The organism is Candidatus Binataceae bacterium (genome assembly GCA_035650475.1).
GTDB lineage: Bacteria > Desulfobacterota > Binatia > Binatales > Binataceae > JAKAVN01.
The window spans coordinates 365,624-382,315 of sequence record DASRHP010000012.1; the positions used below are offsets into that span (position 1 = coordinate 365,624).

Sequence of the window (16,692 nt, forward strand, 5' to 3'; positions counted from 1 at the left end):
CGCTTGTTCCTAGCGCATGATCTGGCCCAGGCCGCCGGGCGTCGTGTACTTGGGGACATCCTGGTACTGTTTGGGCGCCGCGTCGTTGAAGTAGAAAGGATTGCCCTCCGAGGGATCGATAAAGTAGGTCGCGTGGTTGTTCTTGATGTCCCAGAAGGCCTCGTATTCGGATCCGCTGGCATTGACTGGTCCAATCTGAGGCACCTCCATCACGCGCGCGAAGATGCCCACGATTTTCCATAGTTGCATGTGGGAATCGTACAGTTCTTCCCACAGCGGCGTGCTCGACTGTTCATCGACGTAGATGATGCGCTTGCCGTAGCAGTACCCGGACGACATCGAGGGAATCTTGCGGACGTCGATTACGTCGACATCGCGCACCTGCCATTTGCCCCAGGCCGGCTCGGGCCATCCGAGCGGCATGTCGAAGCCTTCGGGGAACGTGGTCTTCGGCATCTCGTAGTCGGTTAGCGCCAGGATCTTGCGCTTGCCGAGGAAGGTCGCCTGGAACTGGCCGATCACGCCGTTGAACCCGAAGCGGTAATCATCCGAAGTGACGTCGTAGCCTTCCGACTGGCTGCATCGCGCCGCCGCCGACACCGGCTGATAACGGCGCAGGCTGGGGATGAAGACGTAGGTGTCCTGCTGCTTGGTGATGTCGGAGTAGGAAATGGTGAGGCTCGCGTTGTACTTCTTGTTCTCCGGCGCCACCGTCATTACCCACTCGGTAAAATACTTGTCGCTCGCACCCGCGATGGTCGCCGAAACTCCGGGGTCGGTGTTGTAGCTGAGCTGGCGCAAGACGATCGTGTCCGCGCTGCAACTGACGCTGCCGTAGCTGTTTTGCAGACATCCCAAGCCGTACGTATCAACTATCAAGTGCGGCATGTAGCGAAACCACATATTGGCCAGAATTTTCCATCCCTTGTCGGCCCCGGACGGATTGGGAAACGGCCGGCCGCCCTGGTAGCCGGCGATCGCGGTCTGGCCGTCGGGCCGCTTGACGAGTGTGGTCTGTGCGCTGTGCTGTTCGGTCGCCTGGCGGTAGCCCTTTGGCAGAGGATGGATGAGCGTCGGCCCAACCTCAATCGAGACGTCCTCGGGCATCTTCCAGAAATACCTGCCCTGGAACAGGGCGACCATCCCATCCGGCATGTACTGCTGATACTGCTGCCAGTTCTGCATCGTGATCGTCGTACCCGGCGGAATCGGGGCCGTGGGGTCCTGCCCCGCCCATACGGCGGGCGCGGCCCCGGCGGCGACGGTCGCGAGCATCGCAATCAAGCGCAGCGTTCTCATCTCATCTGTCCTCCTCGCCACGGGTATGGTCCGGCTGGCGCGGCGGCGCCGAGCGGCGCCCGGCAGTGGCTGGCTGGCGGGGTGCCTCAGTGATGCCGGCCAACGCGCTTATTCTTTGGAACCGTAGCTGACCGCGAGGCCGGCGCGTGCGTCCTGCTGGATCCCATATTGCGGAATCGGATAGCGCAGGCCGTTGGCGGCTAGTCTCTTCAGTCCCTCGATTGTCTTGGGCAAATAGCGCGGCGGAATCGCCATCAGCAACTCGTCGTCGAGCACGCCGCCGTAACGGCGCTCGGCAAAGCAAGGGATCGACAGGCTCGGCTCTCCAGTCTTGAGCGCGCGCCCCCACGAATCGGCGCAGGCCGACTCGCCGACGCACCCCCACTGAAACTTGCGGTACCCCGCCCACTGGAGGCCGTTGATGAAGATGATCATCTGGCCGGGGGTGCCGTAGATGAGACAAATGTCGGGCGGGTTGAGCCGTCCCGAGGTGAGCGGCGAGACCGCCATCGCGGCGTAACTGCCGTGCGGCACGACGTCCATCGCGCGCTGATGGGCGGCGGAGTCCTCCAGCGTCGAATACCACACGCCCTTCATCCGCGCGCCCGACAGCCAATCTTCGTCAGCAGGCTGTAGGCCGATGACGACCGCGCACTGCGCGCCGACTAGGTCCTTGGCGGTGATGCCCACGGTCCATCCCAGGCGCGCCGCCTGTGCGACGATCTGGTCGGTGGTGTGAATCGACTTGGGCCGGCGCAGCTTGGGGATCTTTTCCATCTCTTCGACCGAGGTGAAGAGCTTCATCCCGATCGGCGTGGTGCGCAGCCTGAGCAGGCGATTGAGCTCATCGACGATCTGATTCCAGTCGTAGTTATCCGGCTCGGCCAGCGCCGGTCTGCCGGGACGCGTTTGTTCCATTTCCGTGCCTTCCTCCGAATTGCGCGACGAGTCCGCCGGCCGCCGCGGCAGGCGCGCGCGGGCCTGCGTCACGGTCGCTATATACCACAGCCGTTTCAAACCGCCACCGCAGAGCTTGATCATTTGATCGGCGCCGTAATCGCTGGCGCGCGGCGCGCGATGCGGCGTAGATTGGGCATCAAAATCGATGGGCGAGGAGCACTGAGAGGTGGCGCGATGGCGCGTAAGAGGCTTGTTCCGGAAGACTTCGGACCGCTCAGCGACGTGCGGGTGATCTCCGCCGGCAATTTTATCGCCGAGCCGTTCGCAGCCCAGCTCGCCGCCGAGATGGGGGCCGAAGTGATCCACATCGAGGCGCCCGGCACCGGCGACGCAACCTGGCGCAGCTTCGGCAACAAGCTGCCCGCGCGCGACGGCGGCGCGCCGGTGGGCACCAACTGGATCCAGGAGCGGCGCAACATGTTCTCGGTCTCGCTCGACATCTCCAGCACGCGCGGCCGCGACATGCTGCTTGGGCTCGCGCGCGACGCCGACCTCCTGATGGAAAGTTCGAAGCCCGGGACGTGGCAACGATGGGGCCTCGATGACGAAGCCTTCTGGAAGCTCAATCGCCGCCTGGTGATCACCCATGTCTCCGGCTACGGCCATTACGGCGACCCGGATTGGATCGGGCGCGCGTCGTACGATTCGATCGCCCAAGCTTTCGGCGGCACGATGTACCAGACCGGGTTCGCCGACCCGATGCCGCCGACGCGCGCGCAGCCCTATCTCGGCGACTACACCTCGGCCTACATGGTGCTGTGGTCGTCGCTGGCTGCGCTCCTCCACGCGCGTGCGACCGGCGAGGGACAGGCGATCGACCTGGCGCTGTTCGAGGCACTCCATCTTACGCTCGGCGGCACGATGATCGATTATTTCCAGCGCGGGATTGTGCGCGAGCGCAGCGGCAACAAGGGCGTCGAGGTGCAGCCGCTCGATACCTTCAGGGCGCGCGACGGCTGGGTGATGCTGGCGGCGGCGGGCGGCGCCTACGAGCGGCTGCTCAAGGCGATCGGCCTCGACCCTGCCGACCGACGCTGGAAGAAGGCGCACGTCGAGCTCGACTCGCCCGAGGGTGTCGAGTTCGATCGCTACCTGCGCCGCTGGATCGCCGAGCGCAGCGCCGACGAAGTCGTGCAGCGGCTGAGCGCCGAGGCCAAGGTGCCGTGTGGCGTCATCATGTCGAGCCGCGAGATGGCGGAGAACCCGCATTACCGCGCGCGCGGGCTGCACGTCGAGTGGGAAGACGAACAAGTCGGACCGGTGAAGGGAATCGGCTTTGCGCCGCGCTTTTCCCGAACGCCGGGCAAGATCTGGCGCGGCTCGGTCAGGCTCGGCCACGACAACGCCAGGATCTACGGCGAACTGCTCGCGCTGAGTCCTGCCGAACTCGAACAGCTCAGGCGCGACGGCGTGATTTAGCCCCGGCGCCATCGCCAAGCGATGCTTTAAATCTCTGGCCGCTATCGTCCGTGGTAGGTGAATAGCGGAGTCACGTGGATTGATTTCAGCCGCTTGTTGCCGTCGAGGTCGATTTTGATCGCGAGGTCCTCGCGGGTCAGGCTGAAGCGCGAGCCGACGTTGCGCACTCCCGCCAGCCACGAGCGCTCCTGCGGCAGATAATCGTGCATCCAGCCATGCGCGGCCAGATAGGCATCGATGCGAGCCGACGGTGTCCCCACCGGAAGGTCGCGCCGCAGTTGCGCTTCGAGCCGCCGCGCATCAGGCCCGCGCGCGCATCCAATCGTCGCGCACAGCGCGAACGCAAGTATCACTGCCCGGGCGACCCTCATCGTTGAGCCCGCCGCCGAGGTCGAAGCCGGTCGACCTCAGGCGGCGGCGCGCTGGCCCAGCACCTGGCGAAGGAATCTTCCGGTGTGGGAGTTGGGCGCGGCCGCAATTTCTTCCGGCGACCCCTTGGCCACGATCTCGCCGCCGCGATCCCCGCCTTCGGGACCGAGATCGATGACATAGTCGGCAGTCTTGATCACGTCGAGGTTGTGTTCGATCACGATGATAGTGTTGCCGGCGTCGGCGAGCCGGCCCAGCACCTCGAGCAGGCGCTTGATGTCGTCGAAATGGAGGCCGGTGGTGGGCTCGTCAAGGATGTAGAGCGTGCGCCCGGTGGCGCGGCGTGAGAGTTCTTTGGCAAGCTTGATGCGTTGCGCCTCGCCGCCCGAGAGCGTGGTCGCCGACTGGCCGAGATGGATGTAGTCCAGCCCCACGTCGCGCAGAGTCTCGAGCTTTTGGCGGATCGGCGGCACCGAGCCCATGAATTCGACCGCGTCGAGCACAGTCATGTCGAGGACCTCGGCGATGCTTTTGCCTTTGTACTGAATCTCGAGTGTGTCGCGGTTGTAGCGCTTGCCGCCGCAGACCTCGCAGGTGACGTAAACGTCGGGCAGGAAATGCATCTCGATGCGGATGATGCCGTCGCCCTGGCAAGCCTCGCAGCGCCCGCCCTTGACGTTGAACGAGAAGCGCCCGGGCCCGTAACCGCGCATCCGCGCTTCCGGCAACTGCGCGAACAGTTCGCGGATATGGGTGAACAGGCCCGTGTAAGTCGCCGGGTTGGAGCGCGGCGTGCGCCCGATCGGGCTCTGGTCAACGTGGATGACCTTGTCGAGATGCTCGATACCGTCGAGGCTCTTGTAGGCGCCGGCCCGCTCTCGCGAGCGGTTGAGCTTCTGCGCCAGTGCGCGGTAGAGCGTGTCGAGCACCAGCGACGACTTGCCCGAACCCGACACGCCGGTGATGCAGATAAAAACGCCGAGCGGGAACGCCACGGTCAGATCGCGCAGGTTGTTCTCGCGCGCGCCGCGCAGGGTGAGCCAGCGCCCGCTCAGCGGACGTCGCCGGGGCGGGATCGGAATATCCAGCTCGCCCTTGAGATAACGCCCGGTGAGCGAGGCCGGATTACGCATCACCTCTTCCGGCGTACCCTCGGCGACGACGTGGCCGCCGTGGATGCCTGCGCCGGGGCCCATGTCGATGACGTGATCCGCCTCTAGCATCGTCTCGCGGTCGTGCTCGACCACCAGCACGGTGTTGCCGAGGTCGCGCAGCCGCTTGAGCGTCGCCAGCAGGCGCTGGTTGTCGCGCTGATGCAACCCGATCGACGGCTCGTCGAGGATGTAGAGCACGCCGACCAGGCTGGAGCCGATCTGCGTCGCCAGCCGGATGCGCTGGCCCTCGCCGCCCGAGAGGCTCGCCGAGACGCGGTCCAGCGTCAGGTAGTCCAGCCCGACGTCGGCCAGAAAGCCCAGCCGCTCGCGAATCTCCTTGAGGATGAGCCGCGCGATCTCCTCCTCCTGGCGGCTCAGCCGGGGCGCGGCGAGAAACGCGATCGCCTGCTTGACCGACATCGCGACCACTTCCGCGATTGACTTGCCGTTGAAGCGGACGTAGAGGCTTTCCTTCTTGAGCCGCGCGCCGCCGCATTCGGGGCACGGGCGCATGTTCATGTACGCTTCGAGCATCTCGCGGATGCTCTCAGAGTCGGTCTCCTTGTAGCGGCGGTCGAGCCATGCGAGCACGCCCTCGAACGGGCGCGCGTAGCCGTGGCGATGATCGCCGCGCTGGTAGGTGAACTCGATCTCCTCGTCGCCCGAGCCGTTGAGGAGCGCGCGCCGGACCTTGAGCGGGATCGCCTTCCACGGCTGGTCGAGGCTGAACTTGTAATGCGCGGCCAGCGCCTCAAGCACCGGCTGCATGTGGTTCATCGACGCCCACGGCGCGATTGCGCCGTCGGCGATGCTCAGGTCCTCGTTCTGCACCACCAGCTCGGGATCAAAGTACATGATCGAGCCGATCCCCGAGCACGCCGCGCACGCCCCGTGCGGGCTGTTGAACGAGAACATCCGCGGCGTGATCTCCGGGTAGGAGATGCCGCATTCGACGCAGGCGAAGCGCTGGCTGAAGTACACTTCGCCGGCGTCCTTGCCGTCGAGCCGCTCGATCTTGAGCAGGTCGTGGCCGTGGCGGAAGGCGACCTCGAGCGAATCGCCGAGCCGCTTCTCGATCCCGCGGCGGATCGCGAGGCGGTCGACCACGACGTCGATGCTGTGGCGGAGGTTCTTGTTGAGCGCGATCTCCTCGCTCAGCTCGCGCATTGCGCCGTCCACCTTGACCCGCACGAAACCCGCGCGCCGCAGGTCGCTCAACTCCTTGCGGTACTCGCCCTTGCGGTCGCGCACGATCGGCGCCAGCACGTGGATGCGCGTACCTTCGGGCCATGCCATGATCCGGTCAACGATCTGCTGCACGCTCTGCTGGGTGATCTCGCGCCCGCAGTTGTGGCAAAACGCGTGGCCGACGCGCGCAAACAACAGCCGCAGGTAGTCGTAGATCTCGGTGATGGTGGCGACGGTCGAGCGCGGGTTGCGCGAGGTCGTCTTCTGCTCGATCGAGATCGCCGGCGACAGCCCCTCGATCGAGTCCACGTCGGGCTTCTCCATCTGTTCGAGGAATTGCCGGGCGTAGGCCGACAGCGATTCGACGTAGCGGCGTTGGCCTTCGGCGTAGATGGTGTCGAAGGCGAGCGAGGACTTGCCCGAGCCCGAGAGCCCGGTAATTACGACCAGGCGGTCGCGCGGGATCTCGAGGTCGATGTTCTTGAGGTTGTGCTCGCGCGCACCCTTGATGATTATCCGGTCCGCCATCGATGCAAACTTTCCGCGTCAGCGGCCGCGCCGCGCGTTGGGGACCCGCGGCCGGCGCAGTGTGCCATCGGCCGCTGCGGCGCGCGCCGCATATTCGATCGCCCCAATCATGCTCGCCGCATTCGCCGTGCCGCTTCCCGCTATATCATAAGCAGTGCCGTGATCAGGCGAGGTGCGCACGAACGGCAGCCCCAGCGTCACGTTGACCGCGCGCTCGAACTCCAGCGTCTTGAGCGCGATCAGCCCCTGATCGTGATACATCGCGACCGCCGCGTCGAACCCGAACTCGCCGCCGCGGCGGATAAACGCGGTGTCCGGCGCAAGCGGCCCGTAGGCATCGATACCGCCGCGGCGCGCGCGCCGGATGGCCGGTTCGATGGCGCGAATCTCCTCGTCGCCGAATAGCCCGTTCTCGCCCGCATGCGGATTGAAGCCGAGCACACCGATCCGCGGACGGCGGACTCCCATCCGCTGCCGCAGATGCTGCGCCAGCAGGCGAATCGTGTCAAAGACGCCCTTGGCGTTGAGCGCGCGCGGCACCCGGGCAAGCCCCATATGAACGGTCACCAACGCCAGGCACAGCTCGCCGCCCGCGAACATCATCCGCCACGACGGCGCCCGCCCCAGCCGCGCCAGCAGCTCGGAATGCCCGGGAAAGTGATGGCCGGCGCGGTTGAGCCACTCCTTGCTGATCGGCGCCGTCACCAGCGCGTCGGCCTCGTTCCTCATCGCCATCCGCGCGCCCTCGACGATATAGCGGTAAGCCGCGTCAGCACCCTCGACAGTCGGCCGCCCCGGACGCAGCGCGCGCGCGCTCAGCCTGCCGACGTTCCGCACCGCCAGCCCGTTGCGCCCCGGGATCAGACAATCTCTGTGGTGCGACGCAGCATCGTCCGGATGCCATTCGTAAGGCTCCGGCACGCCTCGAAGCCTCCGCGCGGCCGCGCGCATCGCGCCCAGATCGCCAATTACAACCAGCGCCGGAGCGTCGCGCCGGTCCGCCGTCGCGGCCGCCGCCTTGAGGATGACCTCAGGGCCGATCCCGGCCGGATCGCCCATGCTGAGCGCCACAAGCGCGCGCCGAGCGCGCGCCGCCCGCGCAAGCGTATCAGTAGAGAGTTTCGACGTAATGCTGCTTGACGAGATCGGTTTCAACCCACTTGGCGAATTGGTTCTTGGCCTTGTCGGTCATCAGCTTGTCGCGGATTTTGGCCGAGACTTCGGCGAGCGGCTTGACCCCGGGCGCGTCGTGCTCTTCGAGCTTGACGATGTGGAAGCCGTGCTCGGTGCGGATCGGCTCGGAGATGTCGCCGGGCTTCATCTGGTCGAGCGCGCTCTGGATCGGGTCGAGCACCTCGCCGCGCGAGAAGTCGCCCAGCTCGCCGCCCTGGCCCTTTGAATCGTCGTCGGAGTACTGGCGCGCGAGGGCCGCGAAGTCGCCGCCGCTGACCGCCTGCTTGCGGATGTCCTCGGCCTTATTGCGCGCCTCCTCGACCTGAGCAGGGGTCGGATTGGGCGGCAACGCGATCAGGATCTGGGCGAGCTTGAAGCGCTCCTTTTTCACGGTGAACTCGCCCGGATGGGCGTCGTAATAGGCCTTGACCTCATCGGGCGAGATGTTGACTTTCTGGCGCACTTCCTTGTCGATCATCAACATCTTTTCGATTTCCATCCGCGCGTGCTCGCGGAATTGCTCGTAGGTGACGCCCTGGGCTTGGAGCTGCGCGCGCAGCTGGTCGTCCGTAAGTCCGGCGTTGTGCTCGAAGTCCTTCATGTAGGACTTGATCTGATTCTCATCGACCTGGCCCGAGTACTTCTTGACCTCGCTTTCCAGCAGCCGCTCCGAGATCAGTCCCTTGAGCACTTCGCGGGTGGTCGGCGCATCGGTGTCGTCAGGACTGGCCAGCGTAACCCGGTTGGCGGCGGCAAATGCCGCGATGTCGCGGGTGGTTATCGGCTCGCCGTCAACGCTGGCGACCACCCGATCGACGGTCTGCTGCGCACGGGCACGCGGCGGCGCGGCGAGCGCGCCGATCAATATCGCGGCTCCCGCCAACGCGCTGAGGCCTTCCCACGCGCTTGATAGAACCTGCTTCATGATTCTAACTGGCGAGCCGCCCGGCGGGGCGGCTCACTTCGCCGTCCAACTTTTCACAGCCCGCCAACACCTGCAAGACGCCGTCGAGCTGCTCGAACAGCAGCCCATAGTTGCCGGCCGCGGCGCCCTCCGTATCGAGCCGCACGATTACCTGGAACGAGGGCGTAAGCCGCATCCGGCGGCGGTTGGCGTCGGCCAGCGCCACCAGTTTGGCGGCCTCGAGCGGAGCGTCGGGATGAAATTTGACCTCGAGCTGGTCGCCCTTGAGGATGGCGCTGAGGATCAGCATCTGCTTGAGCCGCCGGCGCAGGTCCATCGCGGCCAGCAAATTGTCCACTAGCGTCGGCGGCGGGCCAAAGCGGTCGCGCATCTCCTCGCGCAGCGTGTCGAGGTCGGCTTTCGATTCCGCCCGCGCCATCCGCCGGTACAGCACCAGCCGCTCGCCCTCGTCGGGCACGAAGGCGTCGGGGATGTAGGCCGGGATGCCGAGCCGCAGCTCGGGCTCGAAGTCCGGACGCATCGGCTGGCCGCGCAGCTCGGCGATCGCCTGCTCCATCATGTCGGTGTACAGCTCGAAGCCGACGGCAGCGATCTGGCCCGACTGCTCGCGTCCGAGCAGGTTGCCGGCGCCGCGATGTTCGAGGTCGCGGATCGCCAGTTTGAAGCCGCTGCCGCTTTCAGCCTCCACCAGCTCGCGCAACGCCTCGATCCGCTTCTTGGCGTCGCGCGTGATGATGTGCTCGCCGGGGATGAGCAGGTAAGCGTAGGCCTTCTGGCGCGAGCGGCCGACGCGGCCGCGCAGCTGGTAGAGCTGGGCGAGGCCGAAGCGGTCGGCGCGGTTGATAATCATCGTGTTGGCGTTGGGGATGTCGAGTCCGGACTCGATGATCGCCGAGCACACCAGCAGGTTGACGTGGTTCTCGATGAACTCGCGCATCACGTCCTCGAGCTGGCGCTCCTTCATCTGGCCGTGGGCCACCGCGATCTTCGCCTCGGGCACAATCGCGCGCAGGTGGCGTGCGACGTAATCGATGTTCTCGACCCGGTTGTGGACGAAGAAGACCTGGCCGCCGCGGTTGAGCTCGCGCATGATCACTTCGCGCAGCAACCCGTCGTCGAAGTGGGCGACGAAGGTACGGATCGACTGGCGGTCGGGCGGCGGCGTCTCGATCACGCTGAGGTCGCGGATTCCCAGCATCGCCATGTGCAGCGTGCGCGGGATCGGCGTCGCGGTCAGGGTCAGCACGTCAACCAGCTTGCGCAGGCGCTTGATCCGCTCCTTGTCGGCGACGCCGAAGCGATGCTCCTCGTCGATAATCAGCAGGCCGAGCTTGGGAAACTCGACGTCGGCCTGAAGCAGGCGATGAGTGCCGACGACGATATCGACCTTGCCGCGGCGAACGTCCTCGATGACCGCCTTGTTCTCTCGCGCGCTACGGAAACGCGAGACCATCTCGATTCGCACCGGGTAATCGGCGAAGCGCTTGCGCAGCGTGTTCCAATGCTGCTCCGCGAGCACCGTGGTCGGCACCAGCACCGCGACCTGCCGCCCGCCCATCACGGCGACGAACGTCGCGCGCACCGCCACCTCGGTTTTACCGAAACCGGCGTCGCCGCAGATCAGCCGGTCCATTGGCTTGGGACGGCACATGTCGCGGACCACTTCGTCGATCGCCGCGAGCTGGTCGGGCGTCTCCTCGAACTCGAAGCGCTCGGCGAACTCCTCGTAGTCGGCTCCCGGATGCGCAAAGGCGTGGCCCTCCATCACTTCGCGCGCGGCGTATATGTCGAGCAGCTCGGAGGCCATCGCCAGCACCGCCTCCTTGGTCCGGCGCTTGACCCGGTCCCACGAGCCGCTGCCGAGCTTGTCCAGCTTGGGCTCGGCGCCGTCACCGCCGACATAGCGCTGGACCAGATTGATGCGCTCCACGGGGACGTACATCGCGTCGCCGCCCGCGTATTCGAGGTTGAGGAAGTCGCCCTCGACGCCGGCGACCTTCATGTGGCGCAGGCCGCGGTAGCGTCCGATCCCGTGGTCGATATGGACCACCAGATCGTCGGGCTTGAGCTCGTCGAGGTTGAGCAGCGCCCCCTTGGAGACCCGGCGCGGGCGCCGCCGCGCGCGCGGTTCGCCGAAGACGTCTTCTTCGCTGTAGAGGTAAATTCCGTCGGCCTGGAGTACGGCACCGGCGGAGATTTCGCCTTCCATGATCGCGGGGCGGAAGTCCGGCCATCCCATCAGTGCGCCGAAGCTCTTGCATTCGGTGTTGAGTTCGATGTCGTAGGCTTCCAGATGCCTGCGCAGACGCGCGGCCTGGCTCGCGCCCTCGACCACCATCAACGCGCGTCCCTGCCCGCGCTGGACTTCCTTGAGCTCCTTGGCGAGCGGCTCGAAGCTCGGCGGCGTGCGCTGACCGGTGAGTGTGCTCGCGCCGAGCTTGAGGCTGGGCTGGCATTTGATCTCGATCGCTGGCGCCCATCCCTCGCGCGGCGCTGATACCGTGACCAGCGAGCCGACCTCGACCGCGGTCAACGCTCCCAGTGCGCGCTCGAACTCCTCGGCCCCGAGGTAGAGCGACTGCGGGGGCGGATAGAACGACGGCTTGGCTTGCGCCGCGGCGGCTTCGAGCCCGACCTGCTCGGCTATTCTGAGCGCCTCGGCAAGCACACGGCCGGGCTCGATTATCCATCCGAGCGTCTCGGGCGCGAGGTAGTCGAAGACGCGGTCGAGCGGCCGTCCGAAAAGCATCGGCGTAAGCAGCTCGGCGCCGGGGAACAGCAGCCCGTTTACCAGCGAGTCGCTGAGCTCGGCCAACTCCTTGCGCACCAGCCCGATTTCGCTCGCGCGCAGCGCGACGCGCTCGCGCAGCTTCTCGTCCTTGAGCGCGACCGGCGGGACATGGCGCGCGCGTATCACCACCGCCTCGGCGCATTCGTCCGCCGAGCGCTGCGAGCCCGGATCGAAATGGCGCAGCGAGGTGACGATGTCCTCTTCGAGCTCGATGCGCACGGGGTCATGGTAGAGCGGCGAGTAGATGTCGATGATGCCGCCGCGCACGCTGAAGTCGCCCGGCTCCTCGGTCTGCGGCACGCGCTGGTAGCCGAGCGCGCCCAGCGCATCGATGAGCGCGTCGAGGTCGAGCCGGTCGGCGACGCTGATTTTGAGCACCGAGGACTCGAAGGCGGCGCGCGGCACCGTGCGCATCATCAACGCCTCGGCGGGTGCGACCACGACCGGCGCCCTGGCGCGCAGCATCGCATACAGCGCCGCGAGCTGCGCCGCCTGGGTGTCGGGCGGCGGCGACAGATGCGCAAACGGCCGCATCTCCCAGCCAGGCAGCAGATGGACCCGGCGTGCCGCCGGGTCGGCGCCTGGCGCCTCGTCGAGGAAGAATGCGAGCTCGCCCGCCAACGCCTCGGCCTCGCGCGCGAGCGCGGTCACCACCAGCAGCGGCCGGCCCAGATCGAGCGCCGCCTCGCGAAGCATCAAGGCGCCCGCCGCCCCCTTCAGCCCCATCAACGGAAAGCGCCGCGCCGAGCCGGCCTCCAGGCGGGCTTTGAGCTCGCTCGCCGCCTCTTTCAGACTGCGTTCCAAATCGCTCTTCGAACGATCCGCAGGCGAATCGGCCGCGGATAAATCGGATCGATGATAGCAGACGCGGCCGTAATTCCGCGCGCGATCGGATGCGCGCTAGCGCGCCGCGGCGGCCTTGCCCACGTTGGGTGGGAAGCCGAGCGTCGCCGGCAGCTTGACCGTTTTGTAGGAACCGTCGCGCTGCTGGCGCAGCACGGTGAGGTAGATGACGTCGCCCGGATGGAGCTGGGCGAGCCGGTCGCGCAGGTCGGTGGCGGCGGTGATGCGATGGTCGTCGATCGCGACGATCAGATCGCCGTCGGTGCCGAGCTGACCGGATTTCGCGAGCAGCGGCCGCAGCGCCGCGTCCAACGGCCCCAGCAGCTGGCCCGCAGTCTGTGTGCTCGCGCCGATGGTGGACGCGGGCGTGCCGATGTTAAGCCCGGCGCGCGCCGCCGGACTGCCGGGGTCGACGCTGATCACCTTCAACGCGTTTACCTGCTGTCCGTCGGCAGACGAGACCGTGTACATCACGCCCACGCCCAGATAGGGCAGCGGTCCGCGACGGGGTTCCGGCGGCAGGTCGGCCGGCAAAGGAGAGTTGTCCGAGCCGATGTCCGGCTGCGGCGCGCTCGGTTCCTCTGGCGCGGGCTCCTGCTGTTCACCGGGGGCAGGCTGTTGCTCTGGATTCGCCGCTGGCGGGATGACCAGCGTCTGATCGCCGCCAGCGGGGATGCTGCTTGCAGACGCCGCCTGTCGGGAGGCGGGCTTCGACTCGCTCGCGCCGACCGTCATCGCGGCGGTTTCGGTCCGCCCAGCCGAAGCGGTGTCGCTGTCCGCGGCGGCACATTCGATCGCAGCCGAGTGCAGGCAAAGTGCAGCCCCGAGCACGCAGACGGCTGCGACCCGTTTCCATCCGCAGCTTCGCACGAATGGATCATAGGGGAGCGGGAATCGCCGGCTCAAGGGCCGACTGTTGGCTGGCGAACGGCGCTTGGGGGCGCCGCTCGCGCAGCGCCTCCAAGTCCCACGTTAGGAAACCTGATGAAAACCCACGCTTGCTACCATGGCGCCTTCGAGCTCGGACACGAGAACACGAGCGCCGACTCGCAATCGACGCCGAAGAATCGGACCAGCCCGCGATTCTTGTCGTGTTGCCCGACTGGCGTCGAGTTTTCGCGGTTGCCGCCTTCGAAGCGGAGGTCGAAAGCCGGGTTGGTAGCCGTTCCGGTATCGAAGAGCTGGAAGATTGTGGCCTGCGAATTGTCACCGATCAGGTTGCCGTTGGGGAACGTGCTCAGGTTGGCGGTCGTGCACAAGCCGGAAGGTGCTGAAGGCTGATCGCCCACCGAGTAGCCCACCATGACCGGGTTGGCCGCGCTGCCCAGCAGGTCCGTCGCGCCGTAGCGGAAGGTGAAGTAGGCGCTGCCGTCGGGCCGGGCGGGCTTGCCCTTGAGCACGCCACCGACGACCTTGAAGCGCAAGTTGGTCGGGCCTTCCTTCAGATCAAAGGGCACCGCATTGTTGCCGATCGGATTCGCCGCGTTGAGCGTCTGGTCGGCGTTTTCGTCATCCCCGGTTCCATCGTCCATCAGCTGAACCTCAAACGTGTTGCTTGAGCCGCAGGCTTCGTTGCCCGTCTGCGGGACGTTGATCCAGCGCACGACGAAATCGTTAATGTTTGCAAAGCCCAGCGCCTGCACCGGGAAGGTGTTCTGGAAACTCTCCCGGCTGGCGGTGTTCAAAGCAGTCCACGCCGGTGCAACCATCGGCGGGCCGGACAGAAAAGATGCCGTCGAGGGCGAGGCGCTGGTGTTTCCGGAGCCGAAGCTGATGCTGCCGTTGGAGTTGACGAACAGAGTGTTCCACGGCGATGAGCACACGGCGCTCTGGATGCCGCCGAAGATCATCTCGAAGCCGCCCGCCAGCGGGTCGGTCACCGCCGGATTGTTGGGTCCGGAGGTGTCGTCGTCGTCGTCGCCCTTGAAGGGGAACAACTGGTCGTCGCCGCCGGCCACCTGGTGGCCCGGATCGAGGTTCTCGAAGAATTCCGGCCCGCTGGTGCTGTCGGCGGCCTGGGTAACCCCATTGGGCAGGTTCGGGGTATGGTCGTCGGTGCGGGTGCGGTTGAGGTAAAGCAGGAATCCGCGTGCCAGGCCGGCCACTCCAATCGGGGTGTTGGTGGCGGGGTCGAGCGGCGCCTGCCAGTAGATGTAGTCGAAACGGTTGGCAACACCGTTGCCCTGGTTTCCTCCGCTGATTCCGCTGTTGGGCGGAGTGTCGCCGCGCAGGTCGAGGTAGTCAGCCCGCCTATCGTAGGGTCGGTCGTCGGGCAAGGCGAGGATCTCGCTGCGCTGCGGCGATGGATTAGTGCCGACGTTTGCCGGCGTGCCGCCCGAGATCACGTAAACCTTGGCCTCCTCATCCACGGCGATGCCCGAATAGATGGTGTCGTCGATCTTGAGGTCGATTTTCTGCGTGTTGGTTGTGCTTCCGAAGACCGCGCCGCCGTCGCGCCGGTCCGGCCCCGCGCCCATCACGAAGGTGCGGAAGTTGTTAATGCCGGGGCGCAAGGGTTGACCGCTGACCACCACGTCCGCGAATCCGTCGGCCACGGGTATCCGATCCGAACAGGGATCAAGTGCACCGCTGTTGTCGGCCATCGTTATGACCATTGACGGCGTTGATCCCAACGCGGCGGGGTTCGTGAACAGACCCTCGCTATGCTGCGCCCGCGCAGAATCAGTCGCCACGAACGAACGCGCGACCGCCGCATACAGTACGTTGCCGGGACCGGCCGCAAGCGCGGCGATGTTGCCAAAGAACTTCGAGGTCCCCGAATAATTGGTGACCCGGTTCACCTGGCTTGAGGGCCCGCTGGTCGTTCCATAGGATCCGCCGCTGGGGTCAAGGGTCGTGAGGGTGGCAATCCCGCTGACCGCCAGCGAGCGGGTCTGATTGCTGCCGACCGGCGCAATCTCGACCACGTTGCTCCCGGTCAGCTGAACCAGGTCGGCTTGGTGGAAATAGACGGCGCCGTTGTCGTCAACGGCAATCCCGCCTGGGTTCGCGAACACGGAAAAGATCACCCCGAACGAACCTCCTACGGTTACTGGAAACCCACTCGGGCTCAGAATGCCAGGCGGGCTGGCCGCAGCCGAAGTAAAGTCTCCGATCGGGAAGGCCAGCAGCCCGCTCCGCACTATGGTGCCGTTTGAAGTCAGGCGAAAACCGCCGCCATTGTCGGTGAAACTGACGTAGAGAATCTCGCCGATCCTTCCGGCGAAGAGCGCAAACGCGCCGTTGACGTTGGCGAAAGAGGAAAGATCGGCCACTGGAGAAACGGCCAGGCCGGTGATCGCTATCTGGTCGTTGCTGTTGAGATTGCCGAATGCATTGAGCACCGTGGGCAGGTTTATACGAAACTCATCGGTTGCGGGAGCGGTCAAGGTCCCGCCGCTGCTATTGTAGGCCACCACCACGTTGCCCAGGGAATCGCCATAGTAAAAGAGGTCCTCCGCGAAGCCGTTGGCGATAGTGTGTTCCGAGATCGCCACCCGAGTCAAAGTGTCGCCCGGCAGATCCGCAAGCACCGAGCTTGACAGGTCGTCGACCTTGCCGGCATGGTCCGCGACCTCGTCCTCGGTGCCGTCCCAATCGCCGAGCAGGTCCACTTCGGCGATCGTTCTCTGCGGCCCGCCGAGAGTTGTCGCGACTGCAGCCGAGAACGCGCTGGAGGCGGACATTGTGTTTGGTATTGCGGCCGCCCGGATCGGGCTGCGTGTGCTCGCAGAGCGCGACGCTGACAGGACCGCAATCGTGGTCAGGCACAGTACCATCACGACAAACGCCAGCTTCCCAGCCTTCATGAGCTTACCCCCTCCGAAAAGTCCGGTTGGCCAAAAGAGTACTTTGCAACTGTCTGTATCGAGCCGATGGTCTGAATAATTAGTCAGATTCAACATTCACGCAAATCAAAAAATGATATTCAGTTCGAAGCATAATAGTCGACAGACCTAGATAGAATATGCCAATATGGCGTTAGTCTAGAAGCAATAGGGAGCAGTCTGATCATGATAGGGAATATCTAAATGGAATAAGGC

General features: G+C 65.6%; 10 protein-coding genes. 1 reads left to right on the top strand and 9 read right to left on the bottom strand.

All coding sequences use genetic code 11. The features are described 5' to 3' along the window. Positions 1 to 9 precede the first annotated feature (9 nt). Positions 10 to 1,299, bottom strand: coding sequence for a DUF1329 domain-containing protein (locus VFB33_13250; GenBank protein ID HZO82654.1), 1,290 nt, complete (start codon positions 1,297 to 1,299; stop codon positions 10 to 12). 108 nt (positions 1,300 to 1,407) lie between these two features. Continuing rightward, positions 1,408 to 2,217 (bottom strand): DUF169 domain-containing protein, encoded by an 810-nt coding sequence (locus VFB33_13255; protein HZO82655.1) that lies wholly within the window; start codon positions 2,215 to 2,217, stop codon positions 1,408 to 1,410. A 216-nt stretch (positions 2,218 to 2,433) separates the two neighbouring features. Here VFB33_13255 and VFB33_13260 point away from each other — a divergent pair, with 216 nt between their 5' ends. After that, positions 2,434 to 3,678 (top strand): CoA transferase, encoded by a 1,245-nt coding sequence (locus VFB33_13260; GenBank protein HZO82656.1) that lies wholly within the window; start codon positions 2,434 to 2,436, stop codon positions 3,676 to 3,678. 41 nt (positions 3,679 to 3,719) lie between these two features. Here VFB33_13260 and VFB33_13265 read toward each other — a convergent pair whose 3' ends face one another. From VFB33_13265 to VFB33_13295, 7 genes are all read right to left on the bottom strand, one after another. Next, positions 3,720 to 4,049 carry a hypothetical protein gene (locus VFB33_13265; GenBank protein ID HZO82657.1) on the bottom strand — a complete coding sequence of 110 codons (330 nt, stop codon included), beginning with the start codon at positions 4,047 to 4,049 and terminating at the stop codon, positions 3,720 to 3,722. 36 nt (positions 4,050 to 4,085) lie between these two features. Beyond that, positions 4,086 to 6,917 carry an excinuclease ABC subunit UvrA gene (uvrA, locus tag VFB33_13270; protein ID HZO82658.1) on the bottom strand — a complete coding sequence of 944 codons (2,832 nt, stop codon included), beginning with the start codon at positions 6,915 to 6,917 and terminating at the stop codon, positions 4,086 to 4,088. Between the two features lie 18 nt (positions 6,918 to 6,935). After that, the gene (pdxA, locus tag VFB33_13275; GenBank protein HZO82659.1) at positions 6,936 to 7,988 is read right to left on the bottom strand and encodes a 4-hydroxythreonine-4-phosphate dehydrogenase PdxA; all 1,053 of its coding nucleotides are present in this window, start codon (positions 7,986 to 7,988) and stop codon (positions 6,936 to 6,938) included. Positions 7,989 to 8,025: 37 nt separating this feature from the next. Beyond that, positions 8,026 to 9,015, bottom strand: a complete 990-nt coding sequence (locus VFB33_13280) for a peptidylprolyl isomerase (protein HZO82660.1) — start codon at positions 9,013 to 9,015, stop codon at positions 8,026 to 8,028. 4 nt (positions 9,016 to 9,019) lie between these two features. Further along, complete coding sequence (gene mfd / locus VFB33_13285; GenBank protein HZO82661.1) at positions 9,020 to 12,610, bottom strand: transcription-repair coupling factor; 3,591 nt, start codon at positions 12,608 to 12,610, stop codon at positions 9,020 to 9,022. 96 nt (positions 12,611 to 12,706) lie between these two features. Further along, on the bottom strand, positions 12,707 to 13,384 hold the full coding sequence (locus VFB33_13290; GenBank protein HZO82662.1) for a PDZ domain-containing protein: 678 nt from the start codon (positions 13,382 to 13,384) through the stop codon (positions 12,707 to 12,709). A 266-nt stretch (positions 13,385 to 13,650) separates the two neighbouring features. After that, positions 13,651 to 16,458: a hypothetical protein gene (locus VFB33_13295; GenBank protein ID HZO82663.1), complete on the bottom strand. Its 2,808-nt coding sequence runs from the start codon at positions 16,456 to 16,458 to the stop codon at positions 13,651 to 13,653. Positions 16,459 to 16,692: the final 234 nt, after the last annotated feature.